This is a genomic window from Kitasatospora sp. NBC_00039 (assembly GCF_045160625.1).
In the GTDB taxonomy this organism is placed as follows: Bacteria; Actinomycetota; Actinomycetes; order Streptomycetales; family Streptomycetaceae; genus Kitasatospora.
The window spans coordinates 6,370,879-6,394,339 of record NZ_CP108289.1 but is presented as its reverse complement, the minus strand read 5'-3'; the positions used below and the strand labels follow the sequence as shown (position 1 = coordinate 6,394,339).

The 23,461-nt window shown below is 74.0% G+C and carries 22 protein-coding genes and 1 riboswitch; of the genes, 10 read left to right on the top strand and 12 right to left on the bottom strand.

All coding sequences use genetic code 11. The features are described 5' to 3' along the window. Positions 1 to 19 precede the first annotated feature (19 nt). Positions 20 to 610, bottom strand: a complete 591-nt coding sequence (locus tag OG286_RS28430) for an SAV_6107 family HEPN domain-containing protein (protein ID WP_405365860.1) — start codon at positions 608 to 610, stop codon at positions 20 to 22. Positions 611 to 1,172: 562 nt separating this feature from the next. Here OG286_RS28430 and OG286_RS28425 point away from each other — a divergent pair. Together OG286_RS28425 and OG286_RS28420 are read left to right on the top strand one after the other, a co-directional pair. Next, positions 1,173 to 1,802: a DUF4126 domain-containing protein gene (locus OG286_RS28425; protein ID WP_396319388.1), complete on the top strand. Its 630-nt coding sequence runs from the start codon at positions 1,173 to 1,175 to the stop codon at positions 1,800 to 1,802. A 10-nt stretch (positions 1,803 to 1,812) separates the two neighbouring features. Beyond that, the gene (locus tag OG286_RS28420; protein WP_396319389.1) at positions 1,813 to 3,312 is read left to right on the top strand and encodes a phytoene desaturase family protein; all 1,500 of its coding nucleotides are present in this window, start codon (positions 1,813 to 1,815) and stop codon (positions 3,310 to 3,312) included. Between the two features lie 57 nt (positions 3,313 to 3,369). Here OG286_RS28420 and OG286_RS28415 read toward each other — a convergent pair whose 3' ends face one another. Then, positions 3,370 to 4,257, bottom strand: a complete 888-nt coding sequence (locus OG286_RS28415; protein WP_405365859.1) for a hypothetical protein — start codon at positions 4,255 to 4,257, stop codon at positions 3,370 to 3,372. 152 nt (positions 4,258 to 4,409) lie between these two features. Beyond that, entirely contained in the window at positions 4,410 to 5,324 is a 915-nt protein-coding gene (gene metF, locus OG286_RS28410) for a methylenetetrahydrofolate reductase [NAD(P)H] (RefSeq protein ID WP_396319391.1), read from the bottom strand. A gap of 186 nt (positions 5,325 to 5,510) precedes the next feature. Between metF and OG286_RS28405 the strand changes: the two genes are divergently transcribed. Then, positions 5,511 to 6,617 (top strand): polyprenyl synthetase family protein, encoded by a 1,107-nt coding sequence (locus OG286_RS28405; RefSeq protein ID WP_396319392.1) that lies wholly within the window; start codon positions 5,511 to 5,513, stop codon positions 6,615 to 6,617. A 70-nt stretch (positions 6,618 to 6,687) separates the two neighbouring features. Here OG286_RS28405 and thiE read toward each other — a convergent pair whose 3' ends face one another. The 3 genes from thiE to OG286_RS28390 form a co-directional block, all read right to left on the bottom strand. Then, entirely contained in the window at positions 6,688 to 7,338 is a 651-nt protein-coding gene (thiE, locus tag OG286_RS28400) for a thiamine phosphate synthase (RefSeq protein WP_396319393.1), read from the bottom strand. Then, entirely contained in the window at positions 7,338 to 7,703 is a 366-nt protein-coding gene (locus OG286_RS28395) for an Rv2175c family DNA-binding protein (RefSeq protein ID WP_396319394.1), read from the bottom strand. Before OG286_RS28395 ends, thiE begins: the two co-directional genes overlap by 1 nt. A gap of 75 nt (positions 7,704 to 7,778) precedes the next feature. Then, positions 7,779 to 8,975, bottom strand: a complete 1,197-nt coding sequence (locus OG286_RS28390) for an NAD(P)/FAD-dependent oxidoreductase (RefSeq protein WP_405359581.1) — start codon at positions 8,973 to 8,975, stop codon at positions 7,779 to 7,781. A gap of 231 nt (positions 8,976 to 9,206) precedes the next feature. Next, positions 9,207 to 9,319, top strand: a riboswitch (TPP riboswitch). Between OG286_RS28390 and thiO the strand changes: the two genes are divergently transcribed. The 5 genes from thiO to OG286_RS28365 all read left to right on the top strand — a co-directional run bounded on the left by thiO (position 9,314) and on the right by OG286_RS28365 (position 14,962). Further along, positions 9,314 to 10,483 carry a glycine oxidase ThiO gene (thiO, locus tag OG286_RS28385; protein ID WP_396319396.1) on the top strand — a complete coding sequence of 390 codons (1,170 nt, stop codon included), beginning with the start codon at positions 9,314 to 9,316 and terminating at the stop codon, positions 10,481 to 10,483. (Overlaps the previous riboswitch by 6 nt.) After that, entirely contained in the window at positions 10,480 to 10,689 is a 210-nt protein-coding gene (gene thiS, locus OG286_RS28380; RefSeq protein WP_396319397.1) for a sulfur carrier protein ThiS, read from the top strand. Before thiO ends, thiS begins: the two co-directional genes overlap by 4 nt. 2 nt (positions 10,690 to 10,691) lie before the next feature. Beyond that, on the top strand, positions 10,692 to 11,489 hold the full coding sequence (locus OG286_RS28375; protein WP_396319398.1) for a thiazole synthase: 798 nt from the start codon (positions 10,692 to 10,694) through the stop codon (positions 11,487 to 11,489). 114 nt (positions 11,490 to 11,603) lie between these two features. Further along, complete coding sequence (pknB, locus tag OG286_RS28370) at positions 11,604 to 13,448, top strand: Stk1 family PASTA domain-containing Ser/Thr kinase (protein ID WP_405366083.1); 1,845 nt, start codon at positions 11,604 to 11,606, stop codon at positions 13,446 to 13,448. Between the two features lie 143 nt (positions 13,449 to 13,591). Continuing rightward, positions 13,592 to 14,962 carry an FAD-binding oxidoreductase gene (locus tag OG286_RS28365; RefSeq protein WP_396319400.1) on the top strand — a complete coding sequence of 457 codons (1,371 nt, stop codon included), beginning with the start codon at positions 13,592 to 13,594 and terminating at the stop codon, positions 14,960 to 14,962. A 12-nt stretch (positions 14,963 to 14,974) separates the two neighbouring features. On the opposite strand, the gene OG286_RS28360 is transcribed toward OG286_RS28365, so the two are convergent. After that, positions 14,975 to 15,604, bottom strand: coding sequence for a sulfite oxidase-like oxidoreductase (locus tag OG286_RS28360; protein ID WP_396319401.1), 630 nt, complete (start codon positions 15,602 to 15,604; stop codon positions 14,975 to 14,977). Between the two features lie 216 nt (positions 15,605 to 15,820). Between OG286_RS28360 and bfr the strand changes: the two genes are divergently transcribed. Continuing rightward, positions 15,821 to 16,300 (top strand): bacterioferritin, encoded by a 480-nt coding sequence (bfr, locus tag OG286_RS28355; protein ID WP_396319402.1) that lies wholly within the window; start codon positions 15,821 to 15,823, stop codon positions 16,298 to 16,300. A gap of 22 nt (positions 16,301 to 16,322) precedes the next feature. On the opposite strand, the gene OG286_RS28350 is transcribed toward bfr, so the two are convergent. Further along, a complete protein-coding gene (locus OG286_RS28350; RefSeq protein ID WP_396319403.1) occupies positions 16,323 to 16,601 on the bottom strand; it encodes a bacterioferritin-associated ferredoxin in 279 nt (92 codons plus the stop codon). A gap of 180 nt (positions 16,602 to 16,781) precedes the next feature. Beyond that, a complete protein-coding gene (locus tag OG286_RS28345) occupies positions 16,782 to 18,116 on the bottom strand; it encodes a class II 3-deoxy-7-phosphoheptulonate synthase (RefSeq protein WP_396319404.1) in 1,335 nt (444 codons plus the stop codon). 301 nt (positions 18,117 to 18,417) lie between these two features. Between OG286_RS28345 and OG286_RS28340 the strand changes: the two genes are divergently transcribed. After that, a complete protein-coding gene (locus OG286_RS28340; protein ID WP_405359585.1) occupies positions 18,418 to 20,376 on the top strand; it encodes an anthranilate synthase family protein in 1,959 nt (652 codons plus the stop codon). 53 nt (positions 20,377 to 20,429) lie between these two features. Here the strand turns inward: OG286_RS28340 and OG286_RS28335 are convergent, their stop codons facing one another. The 3 genes from OG286_RS28335 to OG286_RS28325 form a co-directional block, all read right to left on the bottom strand. Next, complete coding sequence (locus OG286_RS28335) at positions 20,430 to 21,071, bottom strand: response regulator (RefSeq protein WP_396319651.1); 642 nt, start codon at positions 21,069 to 21,071, stop codon at positions 20,430 to 20,432. Positions 21,072 to 21,132: 61 nt separating this feature from the next. Next, entirely contained in the window at positions 21,133 to 22,335 is a 1,203-nt protein-coding gene (macS, locus tag OG286_RS28330) for a MacS family sensor histidine kinase (protein ID WP_396319406.1), read from the bottom strand. Between the two features lie 109 nt (positions 22,336 to 22,444). Beyond that, a complete protein-coding gene (locus OG286_RS28325) occupies positions 22,445 to 23,242 on the bottom strand; it encodes a lysophospholipid acyltransferase family protein (RefSeq protein ID WP_396319652.1) in 798 nt (265 codons plus the stop codon). Between the last annotated feature and the right edge of the window lie 219 nt (positions 23,243 to 23,461).

Genomic DNA, 23,461 nt, shown 5'->3' with positions numbered 1-23,461 from the left:
GTTACCGCCGGGCGCCCGGTTACCGCCGGGCGCCCGGGTCGTGGGGGCCTCCGGCGTCGTCCAGCGGGAGCCGGGGGGCGGGCGGCGCCGGGTGCAGGCCGAGCAGCCGCTCGACCAGCCGGAGGAAGAGCGCGGAGTTGCGGATCAGGTCGTCGGCGTCACGGGCCGAGGCGGCACCCCTGATCCCGGCCTCGGCGGCGGCCCGGCGGCGGGCGCCGGCCGCAAAGTACACCGCCCACTCGGTGAGTTCGGGCGCGACCTCGGGCAACACCTCCCAGGCACTGCGGATCGCCCGGCGCCGCCGGGGGCTCTTCTCCGGCCGGCCCCGGACGGCGAGCACCGCCGCGACGGTGCGCAGCGCGGCGAGGTGGGCGGCGGCGTACCGCTCCAGTGGGTCCTCCAGGGCCCGGGAGCGGGTGAGGGTGCGGTGGGCGTCGGCGAGCAGGTCGAGCGCGGCGGGCGGGGCGGCGGCCCGGCGCAGCACCGGGTGGACGTCCCCGCCGGCGGGGACGTGGGTGCCCGGCCGGTCGGCCCCCGGCTGGTGGGTGCCCGGCCGGTGGGCGGCGAAGTGGAGGCGGGCGGTGACGGGCTCAGGCCGGCTGATGGTCATGGTCTCCCCCGTTCCGAGGCAGCGCACGGGTCGGATGATCCGTGCGTCTCCATCGTGAACGGGACCACTGACAATGCGGCCCCGAGGCGTCGCACGCCTGCTCCGGGCACGGACATGCGTGCGGGCGGCGGTCGCCGGCCGCTCCCTTGTCGGCCCGCGCCCCACCGCCCCGAACCCGCCGGAGCGCCGTCCCCCCACGGGCGGCGCTTCGGAGCCCCCGGGTCACCGGTCCCCCCTGACCCCGCTCCGCCGCCCCGTGTCGGCGGTGCGCGGCCTACGACCGGCTCCGGTGCGGACCCGCCGGTGTCGTCCGCCGGCCCCCGTGGCCGGCGGACGGCACGTGTCCGCCGTCCCGGGCCCGCAGTGCCCGACGCGCCGCCGACCCGGTGCCACCACTCTCCCGTCTCCGCAGGTCGGAGGCCATCCGCTCAGCTACTCAACCGTGCGTCTGAGTATCCGTACTCAGTCCGCCCGGGGAGGGAACCGGAGGGAACCCGCCCGGCGTCCCGGTACGGTACGGCGAGCCGGGCGGATCCCGGCGGCACTCCGAGGGAGGGAACGGATGACGATCGTTCCGCTGATCTTCACCAGCGGTCTGGCGAGCGGGATCAACGCGTACGCGGTGGTGCTGCTGCTCGGCCTGCTGGGCCGGTTCGCCGGGGCCGACTCGGTGCCGCACGCACTGGAGCGCACCGACGTGCTGGCCGCGGCGGCCGTGCTGTTCCTGCTGGAGGCGGTGGCCGACAAGATCCCGTACGTGGACAGCCTCTGGGACACCGTCCACACGGTGATCCGCCCGATCGCGGGGGCCACCGTGGGCGCGCTGATCGCGAGCACCGACCCGGGCTCGCTGCCCGAGGTCGCGGCAGGGGCGATGGGCGGTGCCACGGCGCTGGTCAGCCATCTGGTGAAGGCCTCGCTGCGAATGGCGGTCAACACCTCGCCCGAGCCCGCCAGCAACATCGTGGTCAGCCTGGCCGAGGACCTCTCGGTGGCCGGCCTGGTCACCCTGGCGATCTTCCATCCGTGGCTGGCCGCCTCCGTCGCCGCCGTCCTGCTGATCGCCGGCCTGCTCATGGTCTGGTTCGCGATCAACCGCATCCGGCGGTTCCGGGCCCGCCGCCGCGAGCGCAAGGCCGCCCGCGCGGCCGGCGCCCGACCGGCGGAGGAGGTGTCCGTCCTGCGGTCATAGGATGCGGGCCATGGCAAGGATCGTCATCATCGGCGCAGGAATGAGCGGGCTCGCGGCGGCCTCCCGGCTGGCGACCCTCGGACACCGGGTGACGGTCTGCGAGGCGAGCGGGACGTACGGCGGCATGGTCGGCCGGTACGAGCGGGACGGCTTCGCCTTCGACACCGGCCCCGGGCTGCTCACCCTCCCCGCCGTGTACCGCGACCTCGCCCTGAAGACCGGCAAGGAGCCGCTGGAGCAGCTGGTCGGGCTGGCCCCGGTCGACCCGGAGAGCCGGCACGTCTTCCCCGACGGCACCGACCTGGCACTGCCGAACGCCTCCCGCGGCGGCGTCATCCAGGCGCTGGACGCCGCGTTCGGCGCCGGTTCGGGCGCCCGCTGGGCCGAGGTGATGAACCACGGCCGCACGGTCTGGGAGGCGACCCGCCGCCCACTGCTGGAGGAGCCGCTCCCGGCCGACCCCGCACCGCTGCACACCGACCCGTACCCCGGCCCGCCCCGGCCCGGCCTGCTCGCCCGCCTGTTCGGCGCCGGGCCGTGGACCCTCGCCGACGTGGCCTCCCGCGAACTCGGCGGCCACCCGGCATTGACCGCCCTGCTGCACGAGCACGCCCTGCGGTTCGGCTTCGACCCGCGCACCGCCCCGGCGGGGGCCACCGTGCTGCCGTACATGGAGCAGTCCTTCGGCGTCTGGTACGTCCGCGGCGGCATCCGCGCGCTGGCCGACGCGGTGTACCGGCGCTGCGAGCAGCGCAAGGTCGACTTCCGCTTCGACACCCGGGTCGTGAAGGTGCTGGAGAAGGACGGCCGCGCCTGCGGCGTCGACACCACGGCCGGCCGGATCGACGCCGACGTGGTGGTCTCCGCGATGGATGCCCGGGTGATGTTCCACGAGTACACCGGCACGGCCACCTCCCAGGACGACTGGCCGTCGTCGATGCAGCGGCTCCACGCCGCCCCCGGCCGCGTCGTCGTCCTACTCGCCCTGCGCGGGCAGCGCCCGGCGGGCACCGTGCACCGCACGGTGGTGCACGCGGCGGACCGGGCCGCCGAACTGGACGGGATCTTCGGTGCCGGCACCGCGCTCACCGACCACCCGACCGTCCAGGTGCTGCGCCCGGACGACCCGTCGCTGCACCCCGAGGGCCACGAGGCCGTGGTGCTCACCGCGACGGTCCCGGCGACGGGCCTGGACTGGACCGTGCCCGGCGTCGCCGACCGCTTCGCCGACCGGATGATCGCCCGGGCCGACGCCGCCGGGCTGGGCCTCGGAGGGCGGGTGCTCTGGCGGGTGGTCCGCACCCCTGCGGACACCGAGCGGGAGACCGGCTCCTTCTTCGGCTCCGTCCCACTGCCCGCGCTGGCCGGTTCGCGCGGCGAGTACCTCCAGGCCCCGACCGAGGAGGCCCCCGGCTACTACCTGATCGGCGGCGCCGCCCACCCCGGCGGCGGGCTGGCCCGGGTCGGCATGTCGGCCTGCATCGCGGCCAACCTCATCGGCCCGGCCTGAGCGCGCCGCGCGGGGGAAACCGGCCCGGCCGAATCCCTCTGCGGGGCCGCGCCCGGCTCAGCCCTGCTGCTGCCAGGTGTTCTGCTGCTGGTAGCCGTACTCGTAGACCGGCTGCTGCGGGATGCCCTGCTGCGGCTGCTGCTCGGGCTGCCACTGCTGCTGGGCCTGCTGCGCCTGCTGCTCGTAGCCGTACGGGTCGGGCTGCTGCTGGTACGTGCCGTAGGCGTCGGGCTGCTGCTGGTAGGCCGCGTACTGGTCCGGCTGGACGGCCTGCTGCTGGTAGCCGCCGTAGCCCTGGTCGTAGGCGAAGGCCGGCTGCTGCTGGGTCTGCCACTGCTGCTGTTGCTGGACGTTCTGGTCCCAGGCCTGCTGCTGCGGGGCGTCGTAGCCGGCCTGGTAGGCCTCGACGTACGGGTCCGGTTGGGCCTGCTGCGGCTGCTGCACCTGCTGCTCGTAGTACCCGGGCGCGTAGACGCCGTCCGCAGCGAGTTCCTGCATCTCGAAGGCGGCGGTCTGCTCGACGGCGGGGGCGTCCTCGGCGGCCGGTGCCGGCTCGGGGCTGCTCTCCTCGACCGCGCTGACCGTGCCGATCCGGTCGACGGCCACCGCGGTGGCCACCACCGCCCCGCCGGTCAGCGCTCCGAGCAGCGGCACCTTGGCGAGCGGGCCGGGCAGGCTGCCGTCGGCGCTGCGCAGCGACCAGCCGGCGGCGTAGCCGCGCTTCACGGCGAGGGTGACGAGGGTCTGGCCGAGCGCGAAGAGGGCCGCGCCGGCGCCGATCACCACGACCGAGCCGAGCGCCATCCCGGCGGGCACCCCGAGGAAGCCGGCCAAGGCCAGGGCCCGCCAGTGCACCGGGGCGCGGTTCTGCAGCAGCAGCTCGGCGACCAGCCAGAGCGCCACCACCGCCAACGCGGCGTACAGCAGCAGGTATCCGATGCCCATCCGCCCGCTACCTCCAGTCGCGTGCCCGCGCGCGCCGCGCGTGTGCGGCGACTGTACCGGTTCAACGGCCGGGGTACCGCATCGCGTTCCCGGCGGCTCCCGCCCGTGCGGGGTGCCGCCGGCCGTCGGCCCGGCCCGGCCGGCGGCGCAGCTCAGCGCTGGTGCAGACCGAGGTTCTGGTAGATCTCCAGGGTCGCGGTCGAGTGGTTGAGCGTGATGAAGTGCAGGCCGGGGGCGCCCTCCGCGAGCAGCCGCTCGGACATCGCGGTGGCGTGCTCCATGCCGACCTCGCGCAGGGCGGCCGGGTCGTCGACGGCCGCGCGCAGCCGGGCCTCCAGCTCGGCCGGGAAGGCCGAACCGCTCAGCTGCGGGAACCGGTCCAGCTGCTTGGCGTTGGTGACCGGCATGATCTCCGGGATGATCGGCGTCTCGCAGCCGGCCGCCGCGACCCGGTCGCGCAGCCGCAGGTAGTCGTCGACCTCGAAGAACATCTGGGTGATCGCGTAGTCGGCCCCGGAGCGGATCTTCGCCACGAAGTGGCGGATGTCCTCGTCCCAGTCGGTCGAGCGCGGGTGCATGTTCGGCGAGGCGGCCACGCCCACGCAGAAGTCGCCGATGCCCTTGATCAGCTCCACCAGCTCGTACGCGTAGGTCACCCCCTGCGGGTGCTTCACCCACTCGCCCATCGGGTCGCCGGGCGGGTCGCCGCGCACCGCGAGGACGTTGCGTACGCCCTGGTCGGCGTACTGGCCGATGATGTTGCGCAGCTCGGCGATCGAGTGGTCGACGGCGGTCAGGTGGGCGACCGGGGTCAGCGTGGTCTCGGTGGCGATCCGGCCGACCATGTTGACGGTGCGCTCGCGCGAGGAGCCGCCGGCCCCGTACGTCATGCAGACGAAGTTGGGGTCGAGCGGTTCGAGCCGGCGGATGGCGTCCCAGAGACGCTGTTCGCCGACCTCGGTGCGCGGGGGCATGAACTCGAAGGAGAAGGATCGCTTGCCGGCCGCCAGAAGCTCGCGGACCGTCAGCGCGCGGTCTGTTCTGGTGGAAGCGACGCCGAGTGCCATGCTGGCAGGTTAACCGCCGGTCGAAGGGCACGGACAACTCGGTCCCACCAATTGAGACAAGTGGTGGACGGGATTCCGCTTCCCAGCCCTGCCGCCCCGGGAGGCCCCGGAGGCTCGTCCGTACAGCTGTTCCCGGCCGCCCGGCTAGGCTTGTTGCACCCCCTGCCAAACTCCCGGAGCCTCATCGTGACCTCGTCCAGCAACCGGCCGGCCAACCCCATTGACGTGGAGGACGTGCGCGGGCGCGTCAACGCGGCCCTCGCCGGCTTCATGGACGGCCAGGCGGCCCTGCTCGGGAAGATCTCCCCGCAGCTGGCGCCCGCGGTCGAGGCGCTGCGCGACTTCCTGCTGGACGGCGGGAAGCGACTGCGCCCGGCGTTCTGCTACTGGGGCTGGCGCGGCGCCGGCGGCCCGGCGGCCGGCGGGGGCATCGCCAACGCGGCGGCCGCCTTGGAGCTCCTCCAGGCGAGCGCGCTGGTCCACGACGACCTGATGGACCGCAGCGACACCCGCCGCGGCCTGCCCTCGGTCCACCGCCGCTTCGAGGCCCTGCACCGCGACAGCGGCTGGCGCGGCGACCGCGAGCAGTACGGCGCCTCGGCCGCGGTGCTGCTCGGCGACCTGCTGCTGATCTGGTGCGACGAGCTGTTCCTGCGCTCGGGCCTGGACCCGGCGGCGGTGCTGGCCGCCAAGCCGATGTTCGACCTGATGCGCACCGAGGTCATGGTCGGCCAGTACCTGGACGTGCTGGAGCCGGTCGCCGGTGACTCCACCGACTCGGGCGCGCTGGACCGGGCGCAGACGGTGCTCCACTACAAGTCGGCCAAGTACACGATCGAGCGGCCGCTCCAGGTCGGCGCGCTGCTGGCCGGCGCGGGGCCGGAACTGGTCGAGGCGTACGGGGCGTTCGGCCTGCCGCTGGGCGAGGCTTTCCAGCTCCGGGACGACCTGCTCGGCGTCTTCGGCGACCCGGCGGTCACCGGCAAGCCCGCCGGGGACGACCTGCGCGAGGGCAAGCGGACCCTGCTGGTCGCGCACGCGATGCGCGGTCTGTCGGCCGCCGACGCCCGCCACCTGGACGAGCGCCTCGGTGCGCCGGACCTCGCGCCCGAGGAGGTGGCCCGGCTGCGGGCCCTGGTCGGGCGCAGCGGCGCGCCCGAGCTGGTGGAGCGGCGGATCGAGGAGCTGATGCGGCAGTCGCTGACCGCGCTGGAGGCCGCACCGCTGGCCGACGGACGGGCCCGCGAGGTGCTGCTGGCGCTGGCCGAGGCCGCCACCGTCCGCAAGTACTGAGGAGTACCCGGGGGCGCGGCGGCGGCCTCGTCCGGCGTCTGTGCGTCCGTACGTCTGTGCGTCTGCTGCGTCAGGCCTGGCGCAGCCGCCGGGCGAGCGCGGCCGCGGCCGCCCGCGGGTCCTCCGCGGCGGTGATGGCGCGCACCACGACGACCCGGCTCGCGCCGGCCGCGAGCACCTCGTCCAGGTTGCCGAGGTCGATGCCGCCGATGGCGAACCACGGCCGGTCGGCGGCCCGCCCGGCCGCGTACGAGACCAGGCCGAGGCCGGGCGCGTGGCGGCCGGGCTTGGTCGGGGTGGGCCAGACCGGGCCGGTGCAGAAGTAGTCCACGCCGGGCTCGGCGATCGCCGCGTCCACCTCCGCCTCGGCGTGGCAGGAGCGGCCGATCAGCACGTCCTCGCCGAGGATCGCCCGGGCGGCCGGCACCGGCAGGTCGCCCTGGCCGAGGTGCAGCACCTCGGGGCGGGCGGCGTGCGCGACGTCGGCGCGGTCGTTGACCGAGAGCAGCTTGCCGTGCCGGCGGCAGGCGTCGGCGAAGACCTCCAGCGCCGCCAGCTCCTGCTTGGCCTCCAGCCCCTTGTCACGGAGCTGCACGATGTCCACCCCACCGGCCAGCGCCGCGTCCAGGAACTCGGCGAGGTCGCCCTGCTCGCGCCGGGCGTCGGTGCACAGGTAGAGCCGGGCGTCGGCGAGCCGCCGGCGCAGCGTTTCCGCGGCCATCAGATCAGCATCGCCTGGGCGCGGCGCTTCACCTCGGTGCCGCGGTTCTCCCGGAGCGCCTGGATCGGGCTGCCCGGCAGCGACGGGTCCTCGGTGAAGAGCCACTCCAGGATCTCCACGTCGTTGTACCCGCAGTCGCGCAGGACGGTCAGGGTGCCGGACAGGTGCTTGACCAGGCCCGGGCCGTCGATGAACGCCGCCGGGACCTGCAGCGACCTGTTGGGGCCACGCCGGATCGCGATCAGCCCGCCGTTCTTGACCAGGTCACGCACCTCGGTGACCCGGACCCCCCACTGCTCCGAGATGTCGGGCAGGTACATCCACTCGGGGACCAGGGCTTCAATCTTGCTTTCGATCTCACTCACGCCACCAGACTGCCACCTCTGCGGCCCGCCGCGCACCAGCCGGCCGCCCGGGGGCTCGTCCGGCGGCCCCCGGCGCTACCCCGCGGCGGCCGACTTGAGCGGTACCGCCGGGTCCGCGGCCCGGGCCCGGTCCAGCACCGTGGCGCGTTCGACCAGCCGGCGGCCCTGGGTGAGGTCACGCGGACGGTCGACGGTGAGCAGGGCCCGAAGCGCGCCGTCGCGCAGCCAGAGCACGGCCCAGGTCGGGTCCGCCGGCGAGCCGCGCCAGACCAGCTCGTCTCCGTCGTCGTGCCGGCCGACGTACTGGACCATCCGGCCGAACTGCTCCGACCAGAAGTACGGCACCGGGTCGTACGGGGCGTCCGCGCCGAGCACCGCGGCGGCCGCGGCCTCGCCGGACTGCAGCGCGTGGTCCCAGTGCTGGACGGTCAGCCGGCCGCCCGTCCGGGCGGAGGGGTAGCTCGCGCAGTCGCCGGCCGCGTAGACGCCGGGCAGGCCGGTGCGCAGCCGCTCGTCCACCAGGACGGCGCCAGCCGCGTCCAGCTCGACGCCCGAGCCGGCCAGCCAGTCCGTCGCCGGGCGGGCACCGATGCCGACCACCACCTCGTCGGCCGGCAGGTGCGAGCCGTCCGCCAGCAGCACCGCACCCGGCTCGACGGCCGCGACGGCGGCGCCGCAGCGCAGCTCGACCCCGGCCTCGGCGTACCAGGCGGCCATCGCCCGGCCGATCTCGGTGGGCAGCGCGCCGGGGACGGGCGCCGGACCCGCCTCGACGACCGTCACCTCGCAGCCGGCCGTGCGGGCGGCGGTGGCGACCTCGGCGCCGATCCAGCCCGCGCCGACCAGCACCAGGCGCAGGCCCGGGCGGAGCAGGGCGCGCAGGGCGAGCGCATCGTCCAGGGTGTGCAGCAGGTGCGCGCGCTCGGCGCCGGGCAGGACGCGCGGAGTGGCGCCGGTGGCGATCACCAGGGCGCCGTACGGCAGGTCGCCGCCGTCGGTGTGCAGGAGGCCGGGGGTGAGGCCGGTGGCGCGGCGGCCGGTGAGCACCTCGATGCCGAGGTGCGCGAAGTCGATGTCCAGGGTGGTGGCGTCGGCCTTGCCGAGCAGCACCTCCTTGGAGAGCGGCGGCCGGTCGTAGGGCACGTGCGGCTCCTCGCCCACCAGCACGATCCGCCCCTGCCAGCCGCCCCGCCGCAGGCCCGAGGCGCACTGCGCCCCGGCCAGCCCGGCCCCGACCACGACCACCTGATCCGTCCCGCTCAGCTCTGCCACGCCGTCACTGTACTGGCGCCCGCCGGGCGCGCCAGGGGGCTTCCCACCTTTCGTACCCGCCCCTCGGCGGCACCGGCCACTCCCGCTCCTCCCGGCCCCGCGGCCCACTCCCGCCCCACCCTCGTGCGCGCCTTCGGCGCCCCGGCCGCCCCGGACTGCTCGGGCCCCGGCCGCCCGCGTCCCACCCTTCGTACGCGCCTTCGGCGGCTCGGACGCCCGGAGTTAAGGTGGGGGCACCATCACGGGAGCCCGGCGGACCGGGCTGAGAGGCGGGCTGACACGGCCTGCGACCGTCCGAACCTGATCCGGGTCATACCGGCGAAGGGAGAGCAGCGACTTTGACACGCTTGGCACCGGACGCCCACGCCGGCGTGCTGGTGATCGGCGGGGGCATCATCGGCCTCGCCGTCGCCTGGCGCGCCGCCCAGCGCGGGCTGGAGAACATCGTGGTGGCCGACCCGCGGCCCGGCGGCGGCGCCGCCCAGGTCGCGGCCGGCATGCTCGCCCCCGTCACCGAGCTCCAGTACGGCGAAGAGCCGCTGCTGCGCCTCGGCATGGCCTCCAACGAGCGGTACGCGGCCTTCGCCGCCGAGCTCACCGAGGCCAGTGGCGGCCAGGACACCGGCTACCGCCCGTGCGGCACCCTCGCCGTCGCCCTCGACTCGGACGACCGCGAGGAGCTGCGCGAGCTGCACGCCTTCCACCGTCGGCTCGGCCTGGACTCGCAGTGGCTCACCGGCCGCGAGGCCCGCCGGCTCGAACCGATGCTCGCCCCGGGCGTCCGCGGCGGCCTGCACGTCACCGACGACCACCAGGTCGACGGCCGCCGGCTCGCCAAGGCGCTCGTCCTCGCCTGCGAGCGGGCCGGCGTCCGGCTGCACCGCGCCGAGGCGACCGAGCTGCTGGCCGAGGGCGGCCGCGCCACCGGCGCCCGGCTCGCCACCGGCGAGACCGTCACCGCCGATCAGGTCGTCCTGGCCGCCGGCCCGTGGAGCCACCAGCTGCCCGGCCTGCCCGAGGGCGTGCTGCCGGCCATCCGCCCGGTGAAGGGCCAGATCCTGCGGCTGCGGATCCCGGAGGCGTACCGGCCGTTCCTCTCCCGCAACGTCCGCGCGGTGGTCCGCGGCCGGCACCTCTACCTGGTGCCCCGTGAGAACGGCGAGCTGGTGATCGGCGCCACCAGCGAGGAGCAGGGGTACGACACCACCGTCACCGCCGGCGGCGTGTACGAGCTGCTGCGCGACGCCCACGAGTTGGTCCCCGGCATCACCGAACTGCCGCTGGTGGAGACGTCGGCCGGGCTGCGCCCGGGCTCGCCCGACAACGCGCCGCTGCTCGGGCCGACCTCCCTGCCCGGCTTGGTCGCAGCCACCGGCCACTACCGCAACGGCGTGCTGCTCACCCCGGTGACCGCCGACGTGGTCGCCGAGTACCTGGCCACCGGCACGACGCCGGACCTCGCCGCGCCGTTCTCCCCCACTCGCTTCACGACGAAGGTCCCCGCATGAGCGACATCCCCCTCACCGTCAACGGCGAGCCCCGCCAAGTGCCCGCCGCGACCACCCTCGCCGAGGTGGTGGCCACCCTCAGCCGGGCCAACTCCGGCGTCGCCGCCGCGCTCAACGAGGCCGTGGTCCCGCGCAGTTCGTGGCCGCTCACCCAGCTCTCGGCCGGCGACCGGATCGAGATCCTCACCGCCGTGCAGGGAGGCTGACCATGGCTGACGACCTGCTCACCATCGCCGGCACCACCTTCGACTCGCGCCTGATCATGGGCACCGGCGGCGCCCCCAGCCTGGAGGTCCTGGAGCAGGCGCTGCGGGTCTCCGGCACCGAGCTGACGACCGTGGCGATGCGTCGGGTCGACGCCACCACCCAGGGCTCCGTCCTGGACGTGCTCACCCGCAACGGCATCCGCATCCTGCCCAACACGGCCGGCTGCTTCACCGCCGGAGAGGCCGTGCTGACCGCCCGGCTGGCCCGCGAGGCGCTCGGCACCGACTGGGTGAAGCTGGAGGTCATCGCCGACGAACGGACCCTGCTGCCCGACCCGATCGAGCTGCTGGACGCCGCCGAGACGCTGGTCGACGACGGTTTCACCGTCCTCCCCTACACCAACGACGACCCGGTGCTGGCCCGGAAGCTGGAGGACGTCGGCTGCGCGGCGATCATGCCGCTCGGCTCGCCGATCGGCTCCGGCCTGGGCATCCGCAACCCGCACAACTTCCAGCTGATCGTGGAGGGCGCCAACGTCCCGGTGATCCTGGACGCGGGCGCCGGCACGGCCTCGGACGTCGCGCTGGCGATGGAGCTGGGCTGCGCCGCCGTCATGCTCGCCTCGGCGGTGACCCGCGCCCAGGACCCGGTGCTGATGGCCGAGGCGATGCGGCACGCCGCCGAGGCCGGCCGGCTCGCCCACCGGGCCGGCCGCATCCCGCGCCGCTTCCACGCCGAGGCCTCCTCGGCGATGGCGGGCCTGGCCGACCTGGACACCCGCGAGCGCCCGGCGTTCTGACCCCGAAGGGCCCGGACGGTGTCACAACCCGGGTACAGAGAGCCCCGGGAGCGGTGCCGCCCGGGGCTGAGGGCCCGTCTGCGCCACTAGACTCGCCGGGTGGACAAGGCGGACATGGCATTGCACGACCCCCTGATCGGTTCCCTGCTCGACGGCCGGTACCGGGTCGAGCAGCGCATCGCGGCCGGCGGGATGTCCACCGTCTACCGCGCCACCGACACCCGGCTCGACCGGGTCGTGGCGCTGAAGGTGATGCACCCCTCGCTGGCCGGCGACGAGGGCTTCACCGGGCGGTTCATCCGCGAGGCCAAGGCGGTCGCCCGACTCGCGCACCCCAACGTGGTCAACGTGTTCGACCAGGGCGCGGACGGCGGAAACGTCTTCCTCGCCATGGAGTACGTCCCCGGCCGCACCCTGCGGGACCTGCTCCGCGACCGCGGCGCGCTCTCCATCCGCGCCGCCCTGGACATCCTGGAGCCGGTGCTCGCCGCGCTCGGCGCCGCCCACCGGGCCGGTCTGGTCCACCGCGACGTCAAGCCGGAGAACGTCCTGATCACCGACGGCGGCCTGGTCAAGGTCGCCGACTTCGGCCTGGTCCGGGTGCTGAACGCCGCCGACGGCGCGGCCACCTCCACCACCGCGACCACCGGCACCGTCCTCGGCACCGTCTCCTACCTGGCCCCCGAGCAGATCCGCCCCGGCGACGGGACCGACCAGCGGGTGGACGTCTACGCCGCCGGCATCCTGCTGTACGAGATGCTCACCGGCCACCGCCCGCACACCGGCGAGAACCCCGTCCAGGTGATGTACCGCCACCTGCACGAGGACGTCCCCGCACCCTCGCTGACCGTGCCCGGCGTCGTCCCCGAGCTGGACGCCATAGTGGCCGGCGCCTGCGCACGCGACCCGCGGGCCCGCCCGTACGACGCGGTCGAGCTGCTGGCCGCGCTCCAGCGGGTGCGCCGCACGCTCACCCCGGCCCAGCTGGACGCCGAGCCGCCCGCCTCCACGCTGGCCAGCCCGCAGTACCCGACCAACGAGCCGACCTCGGTGATCCGGCCCGCCGTCACGGCCCGGGCCGTCTCCGCGCAGGCCGTCTCCGCACAGGCCCACGCGACGGACACCGCGACGGACGCCGCGACGGACGCCGCGCCGCCGGTCGAGCGGACCAGCGTGCTGGACGTCCCGCCGGAGGTCATGGAGCAGCTGCTCACCGAGCCGCGCCCGTACGACGAGCCGCCGCCGGTGCGCACCGGCCGCCCCGGCCTGCTGCGCCGCCTCCCCCGCAAGCCGCTGGTCTGGGCATCCGTCCTGGCCGCCTTGGTGCTGCTGGTCGGCGGCACCACCTACGCGCTCTCCGGCGCCCTGTACACGACGGTGCCGGGCGTGCTCGGCAAGGACCGCGCCGAGGCGCAGCGGATCCTGGACGGCGCGGGCATGCACGGGCGGTTCACCGAGGTCTACAGCGAGACCGTCCCCGCAGGGCAGGTGATCTCCACCGACCCGGGGGTCGGCGCCCGGGCCCGCAAGAGCGACGCCGTCGGCGTCACCGTCTCCCGCGGCCCGAAGCGGATCGCCGTACCGGAGCTGGCCGGAAAGCCGGCCGACCAGGCCGCCGCCGCACTGGCCGGCGTCCAGCTGGCCCGCGGCAACGTCACCGAGACGTACAACGACACCGTTCCCGAGGGCGCGGTGATCAGCAGCTCGCCGGCGGCCGGGCAGCAGCTGGCGGAGAACTCGCCGGTCTCGCTGGTGGTCAGCAAGGGCATGGTGCCCGTCCCGGACGTGACCGGGATGTCCAAGGACGATGCCGCCAAGGCGCTCCAGGCCGCCGGCTTCGCGATGCAGAGCAGCGGCGTCAACCTGTTCGGCACCGGCAAGGTCTCCAGCCAGTCCCCCGCCCCCGGCGAGCGCCGCCCGCAGCACACCGTGGTGACGGTCAACTTCCCCTTCATCTAAGGACTTTGCCAGGCGCCTTGGGGACATACGGCGTAGCGTGGAGCCAGGCCTGCCCGGCCCCGCCCGCCGTAGTCGGGAGGGCTGCGGCGCCGGGACCTCCGGACGGGGCTGCGCGGCGGCCGGTATCCGAGGATGTGGTCGTCATGGGCGGACCCACCGTCGACGGCTTGAGGGAGCGCGTGCGGGGCGCGGTGATCACCCCCGCGGACGAGGGGTACGAGGAGGCCCGCCGGGTCTACAACGGCATGGTGGACCGCCGGCCGGCCGTGATCGTCCGGGTGGCCAACACCGGCGACGTGATGTCCACGGTCGACTTCGCCCGGGACAACGCGCTGGACCTCGCGGTGCGCGGCGGCGCCCACAGCGCGCCGGGCTTCGGCACCTGCGACGACGGCGTGGTGATCGACTTCTCCGGGCGGCGGGGCGTGCGGATCGACCCGGAGCGCCGGACGGCACACTGCGAGGGCGGCGTCACCTGGGGCGACCTCAACGCCGCCGGGTACGCCTTCGGCCTCGGGGTCACCGGCGGGATCATCTCCACCACCGGCATCGCCGGGCTGACCCTCAACGGCGGCTTCGGCCACCTGGCCCGCGGGCTGGGCCTGAGCTGCGACAACCTGCTCTCGGCCGACGTGGTCACCGCCGACGGACGGTTCCACACGGTGAGCGAGGAGAAGGAGCCGGACCTCTTCTGGGCGCTGCGCGGCGGTGGCGGCAACTTCGGCGCGGTGACGTCCTTCGAGTACCGGCTGAGCCCGGTGGCCGACGTGATCGCCGGGCCCATGGTCTACGAGCTGGAGCACACGGCCGAGGTGCTGCGGTTCTACCGCGAGTACATCCGGGACGCCCCCGAGCAGCTGGGCCTCTTCCCCGGGTTCCACCTCGCGCCGCCGCTGCCGTTCATCCCGGAGGACCGGGTCGGCGACCCCTTCATCCTGCTGGTCCCCTGCTGGGCCGGGCCGCCGGCCGATGCGGAGAAGGTGCTCGCCGCGCTGCGGGACGCGGCGCCGGTGGTGGCCGAGGGCGTCGGCCCGGCGCCGTACCCGGCGTTCGCCGCCGTCTTCGACCCGCTGCTGCCGCCGGGCCTCCAGCAGTACTGGAAGGGCCTCTTCGCGACCGAGCTCACCGACGGGGCGATCGCCGCCCACATGGAGTACGGCCCGCGGGTGCCGGCGGTCAACTCGGCGGTGCACATCTACCCGATCAACGGCGCCTGCCACCGCGTCCCCGCCGACGCGACGGCCTTCTCCCACCGGGACGCGACCTTCGCCACCGTGATCGCCGGCGTCTGGCCGGACCCGGCCGACAACGCCGCGAACACCGCCTGGGTCCGCGACTACTACGCCGCCCTCGCCCCGCACTCCGACGAAGCCGGCTACATCGGCTTCATGGACCACGACGACCAGCACCGGATCGAGGCCAACTACCGGGGCAACTACGACCGCCTGGTGGAGCTGAAGCGGCGGTACGACCCCGGCAACCTGTTCCACCTCAACCAGAACATCCGGGCCTGACCTGCCGACGACCTAGCGCAGCGGCCCGTCGCCCGGCTCCTCCTGGTAGGAGTAGCGCTGCTCCTGCCAGGGGTCGGCGAGGTTGTGGTAGCCGCGCTCCTCCCAGAAGCCGCGCCGGTCGGCCCGCATGTACTCGACCGCCCGGACCCACTTGGGCCCCTTCCAGGCGTACAGCTGCGGGACCACCAGCCGGACGGGGAAGCCGTGCTCGGCGGTGAGCGGCTCGCCGTTGCGGTGGGTGGCGAAGACGGTCCGCGGGTCGGCGAAGTCGGCCAGCCGCAGGTTGGCGCTGTAGCCGTACTCGGCCCAGACCATGACGTGGGTGACGTCGGGCGCGGGGGGCACCTGCTCCAGTACGGCGGCGGCGGACACGCCCGTCCACTCGTTGCCGAGCATCGAGAACTTGGTGACGCAGTGCAGGTCGGCCCGGACGGTGGCGCGCGGAAGGGCGCTGAAGCCGGCGAAGTCCCAGCTGTGCTTCTCCGCCGAGGCGGTCGCCCCGAACACCTGGAAGTCCCAGGTCAGCGGCTTGAAGCGGGGCACCGGGCCGTAGTGCAGGGCGGGCCAGCCGCGTTGCGGGCGCTGCCCCGGAGGGAGCCTCGGGTCAGACGGGGGAAGCGGTTCTTGTTCGGACTGACCCATGGGTCCATGGTGACAGACGGCGGACAACGCCCGGTGCGCGCCCCTTTCCGGCGCTGCACGCCCGCCCGTACGGGTCAATAGCCGACCGAATCGGATATTCCGACACATGTCCTACTGAGTGTGAACTTACTGGAATTTCGTCCCATCGCGATGCCAGGATGCGTGCAGCCGCAGGCACGGCCGAGGTTCCCGGACGCACAGCAGGAAGGCAGCGCCATGAAGGGCGACGCAGAGGTCATCGAATTCCTCAACGAGCAGCTCACCGCCGAGCTGACCGCCATCAACCAGTACTTCCTGCACGCGAAGATGCAGGAGAACTTCGGCTGGACCAAGCTCGCCAAGTACACCCGGCACGAGTCCTTCGACGAGATGAAGCACGCCGAGGTGCTCACCGACCGGATCCTCTTCCTGGACGGACTGCCCAACTACCAGCGGCTCTTCCACGTCCGGATCGGCCAGACCGTCAAGGAGATGTTCGAGGCGGACCGCCAGGTCGAGGTCGAGGCGATCGACCGGCTCAAGCGCGGGATCGTGGTGATGCGGGCCAAGAACGACGTCACCTCGGCGAACATCTTCGAGTCCATCCTGGCGGACGAGGAGCACCACATCGACTACCTCGACACCCAGCTCGAGCTGCTGGAGAAGCTCGGGGAGGCGCTCTACATCGCCCAGCTGGTCGAGCAGCCGGAGTCCTGAGGGCGGCGGGCGCCCCGAACCGTCAGGCTGCGCGCAGCGGCGCGAGCGGGGTTGCTTCCGACGGCGCGGCCTCCGAGGGGGCGGCCTCCGGGTCGGCCAGCCCCAGCCTGGCGGCCAGCCGGGCGGTCGGGCAGGGCCGCGCGCCGTGCTCGCCCAGCAGGGCCTGGATCCGCCGGACGCAGGAGCCACAGTCGGTGCCGGCCTTGCAGCCCTTGGCGATCTGGCGCGGGCTGTTGGCACCCGCGTCGATCTCCTTCTTCACCTGGGCCTCGGTGACCGCATGGCACATGCACACGTACATCGCGGTCTCTCCCGGGGGTGCGGCGGAGTGGATCTTGACTAAGGCATGCCTTAGCTCACTAAGCCTCACCTTACCCGGCGATCCGGGCACGAAAAAGCCCCTCCGGGCTCGGGAATCCCGAATCCGGAGGGGCCTTCGTCACATCAGGGGCCGGCCGGGGCCGGTCCGAGCCTCGCGGGCTCAGTGGCCGCCGCGGTACATCTCGGCCACCAGGAACGCCAGGTCCAGCGACTGGCTGCGGTTGAGCCGCGGGTCGCAAGCCGTCTCGTAGCGCTGGTGCAGGTCGTCGACCAGCACCTCGTCGCCACCGCCGACGCACTCGGTGACGTCGTCGCCGGTCAGCTCCACGTGGATGCCGCCCGGGTGGGTGCCGAGAGCGCGGTGCACCTCGAAGAAGCCCTTGACCTCGTCGAGCACGTCGTCGAAGCGGCGGGTCTTGTGGCCGCTGGAGGCCTCGAAGGTGTTGCCGTGCATCGGGTCGCAGATCCAGACCGGCTGTGCACCGGAGGCCGTGACCTTCTCCACCAGGGTGGGCAGGTGCTCGCGGATCTTGCCCGCGCCCATCCGGGTGATGAAGGTGAGCCGGCCGGGCTCGCGCTCCGGGTCCAGCTTCTCGATCAGGGTGAGCGCCTCGTCGACCGAGGTGGTCGGGCCGAGCTTCACGCCGATCGGGTTGCGGATCCGGGAGGCGAACTCGATGTGCGCTTGGTCCAGCTGGCGGGTGCGCTCGCCGATCCAGACCATGTGGCCGGAGACGTCGTACAGCTCGCCGGTGCGCGAGTCCACGCGGGTCAGCGCGGTCTCGTAGTCGAGGATCAGCGCCTCGTGCGAGGAGTAGAACTCGACCGTCTTGAACTCCTCCGGCGCCACGCCACAGGCGTTCATGAACGCCAGCGCGTTGTCGATCTCGCGGGCGAGCTGCTCGTAGCGCTGGCCGGCCGGCGAGTTCCGCACGAAGTCCTGGTTCCAGGCGTGCACCTGGCGCAGGTCCGCGTAACCACCGGTGGTGAACGCGCGCACCAGGTTGAGCGTCGCGGCGGACGCGTTGTACATCCGCTTCAGCCGCTCCGGGTCCGGGATGCGGGACTCGGGGGTGAAGTCGAAGCCGTTCACCGAGTCGCCCCGGTAGACCGGCAGGGTCACGCCGTCACGGGTCTCGGTCGACTTGGAGCGCGGCTTGGAGTACTGGCCGGCGATCCGGCCGACCTTCACCACGGGGACGGAGGCGGCGTACGTCAGCACGGCCGCCATCTGCAGCAGGGTCTTCAGCTTGTTGCGGATGTGCTCGGCCGAAACGCCGTCGAAGGCCTCGGCGCAGTCGCCGCCCTGCAGGAGGAACGCTTCACCACGCGCCACGGCAGCGAGCCGGGCGCGCAGCTGGTCGCACTCGCCGGCGAAGACGAGCGGCGGATAGGCGGCGAGCTCAGCAAGGGTCTTGCGCAGAGCCTCTTGGTCCGGCCACTCAGGCTGCTGCGCCGCGGGCAGGGACTGCCAGGGGTGATTTGTCACGGTCACACGGCAAGGCTACGGGGTGCGACAACCGATTTGTGACCACTGCCCGAGGGGTGAGACACCTGCCGGACATCCGTGTGACGGCCCCGCCCGGTCCTCCGCATCCGCTACGCTCGACGCATGAACGCGCCGCACACCTACTCCTGGTGGTGGGCCGACCCCCCGGGTGGCCCGCAGATCCCGCGTTCCTAGACGAACACGACGGCCGCCCCTCGGGGCGGCCGTCGGCGTATGAGCAGACGGCCCTCCCGGGAGCGGAACTCCAGTACCGCCCCCCGCCTCCACCCGGAAGGAAGCCGCCACCGTGACCACCGCCACCGACCTGCTCGCCCGACTGACCGGCCCGGACGCCCCCGCGTTCGCCCTGCTGCACCGCCGCACCCCCCGGCTCGCCCCGGACACCGTCGAGGTGCTGCTGGGCACCGTCGGCAGCTACGAGCGGCTGGCCGACCTGCCGGTCCGCGAGGGCGTCCCGGCCGGCGGCCCGGTGCACGACCTGCTCGCCCTCGTCCCGTACCGGCAGATCCGCGAGCGCGGCTTCGAGGCGCACGACGACGCCACCCCGCTGCAGGCCCTCGCGGTGACCGAGCAGTACGCCCTTCCGCTGGCCGAGCTGACGCCCGCCCTCCCGCAGCTGCCGGTGTCCCTGTCCGGCGGTGCGTTCGACATCGACGACCAGGAGTACGCCGGCATCGTCCGCCGGGTGATCGAGGACGAGATCGGGCGCGGCGAGGGCGCCAACTTCGTGATCCGGCGGGACTTCACCGCCACCCTGGAGGCCCGCGACGGAGCCGCCGACGGACATTGCTCCCCCGCCCTCGCGCTCGCGCTCTTCCGCCGGCTGCTCCAGCAGGAGCGCGGCGCCTACTGGACCTTCCTGGTGCACACCGGTGACCGCGTCCTGGTCGGCGCCTCCCCCGAGGTGCACGTGCGCCAGAGCGGCGGGACGGTCGTGATGAACCCGATCTCCGGCACCTACCGCTATCCGGCGGGCGGCGCCGACCTCGACTCGCTGATCGCCTTCCTCCACGACCCCAAGGAGCTGGAGGAGCTCACCATGGTGGTCGACGAGGAGCTCAAGATGATGTGCACCGTCGGCGACCTCGGCGGCCAGGTGCTCGGGCCGCGCCTCAAGGAGATGTCCCACCTCGCGCACACCGAGTACGAGCTGCGCGGGCGCACCTCGCTGGACGTCCGCGAGGTGCTGAAGGAGACGATGTTCGCCGCCACCGTCACCGGCAGCCCGGTGCAGAACGCCACCCGGGTGATCAGCCGGTACGAGCGCGGCGGCCGCGGCTACTACGCCGGCGCGCTCGCCCTGATCGGCCGCTCGGCCAGCGGCGGCCAGCAGCTGGACTCCCCGATCTGCATCCGCGCCGCCGACATCGACCCCGCCACCGGCCGTCTGGTCGTCCGGGTCGGCGCGACCCTGGTGCGCCACTCCGACCCGGAGTCCGAGGTCGCCGAGACGCACGCCAAGGCCGCTGGGGTGCTCACCGCGATCGGTGCCCGCCCCGCGCCCGCCCGGCTGCCGAACCCGTCCGGCCCGCGGCTCGCCGACGACCACCGGGTCCAGGCGGCGCTGGACGCCCGGCGCGCCAACCTGGCCCCGTTCTGGCTGCGGATGCAGGAGCCGGCCAGGATCACCCAGGCCGAGCCGACCCTGGTGGTTGACGGCGAGGACACCTTCACCTCGATGCTCGCCCACCTGCTGACCTCGCTCGGCCACCAGGTCACCGTCGTCCGCTTCGACGAGCCCGGCCTGCGCGAGCGGGTCGCCGCCCACCGCGGCCCGCTGGTGCTCGGCCCCGGCCCGGGCGACCCGGCCGCGGCCGACGACCCCAAAATGGCCGTGCTCCGCCCGATCGTCGCCGACGCGCTGGCCGCGGCCCGCTCCGGCGCCCGCACCGCGCCGCTGCTCGCCGTCTGCCTCAGCCACCAGCTGCTCTCGGACGTCCTCGGGCTGCCGCTGGCCCGCAAGGCCGTGCCGTTCCAGGGCGCGCAGGAGAGCGTCGACCTGTTCGGGGTGAAGCGCACGGTGGGCTTCTACAACACGTTCACCGCGCGCTGCTCGGACGTGGACGCCGCCCGGCTGGCCGCCGAGGGCGTCGAGGTCTCGCGCGACCCGCTGACCGGCGACGTCCACGCGCTGCGCGGCCCCGGCTTCGCCGGCCTGCAGTTCCACCCGGAGTCGGTGCTCACCCGCGACGGGGTGGACATCGTCGCCGGGCTGCTCCGGGAGGCCTCCGCCGTCCGCGGCTGAGGTTCCCCGCAGGTCCCCGAGCGGTGCGCCGCCCGTGCGGCGCGGCGTACCGCTCAGATCTCGTCGTCCAGGCCCTGCTCTATCGCGTACCGGACCAGCTCGACGCGGTTGTGCAGCTGGAGCTTGCCGAGGGTGTTCTGGACGTGGTTCTGCACCGTGCGGTGGGAGAGCACCAGCCGGTCGGCGATCTGCCGGTAGGACAGCCCCTTGGCGACCAGCCGCAGGACCTCGGTCTCCCGGGCCGTCAGCTGCGGGACGGCGGGGGCGGTCGGCGCGGCGGGCTCGGCGGCCAGCCGGCGGAACTCGCCGAGCACCAGGCCGGCCAGGCCCGGGGTGAAGACCGCGTCGCCGACGGCGGTACGGCGCACCGCGTCCAGAAGCTCGTCCCGGCCGGCCGACTTCACCAGGTAGCCGGTCGCGCCGGACTTCACCGCCTCCAGCACGTCCGCGTGCTCACCGCTCGCGGAGAGCACCAGGACGCGCACCGACGGGTCCTGGGCCACCACCTGGCGGCAGGCCTCGGCGCCGGAGAGCCCGGGCAGGTTGAGGTCCAGCACCACCACCTGCGGGGCGCAGGCGCGGGCCCGGCGGACGGCCTCCTCGCCGTCACCGGCGGTGGCCACCACGTCCAGCCCGGCTTCGGCGAGGTCCCGCGAGACGGCGTCGCGCCACATCGGGTGGTCGTCCACGACCATGACCCGCACCGGCCGGTCGGCCGTCGGCAGGTCGGTCGTCGGCCGGTCAGTCGTCGGCCGGTCAGTCGGCTGGTCGGTCATCAGAGCCCTTCCTCGGGACGCGGAGTTCGACCTCGACGCCCTCCCCGGGCACCGAGTACAGCTCGGCCGTGCCGCCGAGGTCCAGCAGCCGGCCGCGGATCGACTGGGAGACACCGAGCCGGCCGGCCTGCTCCGCCTCGCCGAGCCGCCCGGGAGCGAAGCCCGGGCCGTCGTCGCGGATGCTGACCGTGACGGCCTCCGGCTCGTCCTCGACCAGGATCCAGGCGCGGGCCCCGGAGCCGGCGTGCTTGCGGACGTTGTCCACGGCGGCGCCGACGGCCGCGGCCAGCTCACCGGCGGCCGGAGCGGGCAGCAGCACCGGGGTGCCGGGGGCGGAGAGCGTGATCCGCTCGTCCGCGTACGCGCCGAGCAGGGTGCGGAGGTCCCGCGGCTCCAGCGGTGCGCGCTGGGCCGGCAGCGGGCCACCGCTCATCAGTGCCCGCAGCGCGCGCTCCTGCTCTCCGGCCAGCCGGCCCAGCTCGGCGAAGTCGGCGCTCCGGCCGTCACCCTTCTCGCCGCCCTTGCGCTGGACCAGCGCGAGCACCTGGAGCACGCCGTCGTGGATGTCCCGGGAGAGCCGCTCGCGCTCCCGGTTGGCGGCCTCCACCTGGAGCGCGCGGGTGAGCGTCGCCTCGCTGGCCCGGGCCAGTTCGATCACGTAGCCGATCGCACAGCCGGCCACCATCAGCAGCACGATGTTGTGGATATTGTCGCCGGTCGGACCGCCGTGGCCGAGGATGTTGGCCACCCCGATCACCGAACCGGCCGCCGCCGCCCAGCGCCAGCCGCCCCGGCCGGCGAAGCCGAGCACGGTGCCCGCCGCCCAGATGGTCGGCAGGGTGGGCGCGCCGTGGCTGATCCGGGCCGGGTCGTCGGTCAGACCGCTCATCACGATGCCGGTGACGGCGAGCGTGAGGTCGGTGCCCAGCACGTACCAGGTGCAGCGCTGCGGCCCGGCGAAGGCACGGGTGCTGGCCAGCGTCCAGAGCGTCAGCGCGCCGAGGTAGATCCAGCCGGCGACGGGGTGCAGGAACTCCAGGTACGAGTTGAAGAAGCGCAGCACCGCATAGCAGAGCGCCAGGACCCGGAAGAAGGAAATGGCCCGCCAGAGCGGCAGTTCGACGGACATGCCGCCGGCCGCGACCGCCCCGCCGACCGCAGCCGTTCTGCCGCCGTCCGTCATCGTCCCCGCCCCTCCCTCGGCGGCCGGGGGCGTGTCCGACGGTCCCCGTCGCGCGCCGGGGCGGGAACGGTCGGACACGCCCTCAGGCCGGGCCGCTCTCCTGCTGGTCCTACTCGGCGGCCTTCTGGTCCTGCTCGGCGGCCTTCTGCGTCTTCTCCGCCTCGGCCTTCTCGGCCTTGGCGGCGGCCTGCTCGGCCTTCTGGACCGCCTTGCGCTCGGCGTCCGCGCGCTTCTTGTCGTCGGCGATCTGCCGCTTGGCGGCCGTCGCGTAGATGTCCACGTACTCCTGGCCGGAGAGCCGCATGATCTCGTACATCACCTCGTCCGTCACCGAACGGAGGATGAAGCGGTCGTTCTCCATGCCGTGGTAGCGGGAGAAGTCCAGCGGCCGGCCGATCCGGATGCCCGGGCGGATGCCGAAGTTGGGGATCACCTGGCCGGGCGGCTGCACCTTCTCGGTGTCGATCATCGCGACCGGGATCACCGGCGCGCCGGTGGCCAGCGCGACGCGGGCCAGTCCGCCGACCTTGCCGCGGTACAGCTTGCCGTCGGGCGACCGGGTGCCCTCCGGGTAGACGCCGAACAGCTCGCCGCGGTCCAGCACCGCGATCGCGGAGCGGATCGCCGCCTCGCCGGCGCCGCGCACGCCCGAACGGTCCACCGGCAGCTGGCCGACGCCCTTGAAGAAGGCGGCCGTCAGCTTGCCCTTCACACCGGGCGTGTTGAAGTACTCGGCCTTCGCGATGAAGGTCACCCGGCGCTTGATCAGCGCGGGGAAGAAGAAGGAGTCCGAGAAGGACAGGTGGTTGCTCGCGATGATCGCGGCACCCTCGGTGGGGATGTTCTCCTCACCCTCGATCCACGGCCGGAAGAAGATCCGAAGCAGTGGCGCGACGATCATCTTCATCAGTCGGTAGAACAACCCGGGCCTCCTGTTATGCGGACCGGTCGATCCTAATGCCCCGCGGCGGCCGCCCGCGCCCCGCCCCGCCCCGGCGGGGCGTCCGGAGGGGTGTACGGCGGGGGTGTACGGCGTGGGCAGGCACATGGGACGATGCGGTTTCCGCAGCCTGCCGTTGCCGTACCGCCCTTTCCCGCGTCCTCTTCTCAGCGCCCCCGCCCGCGA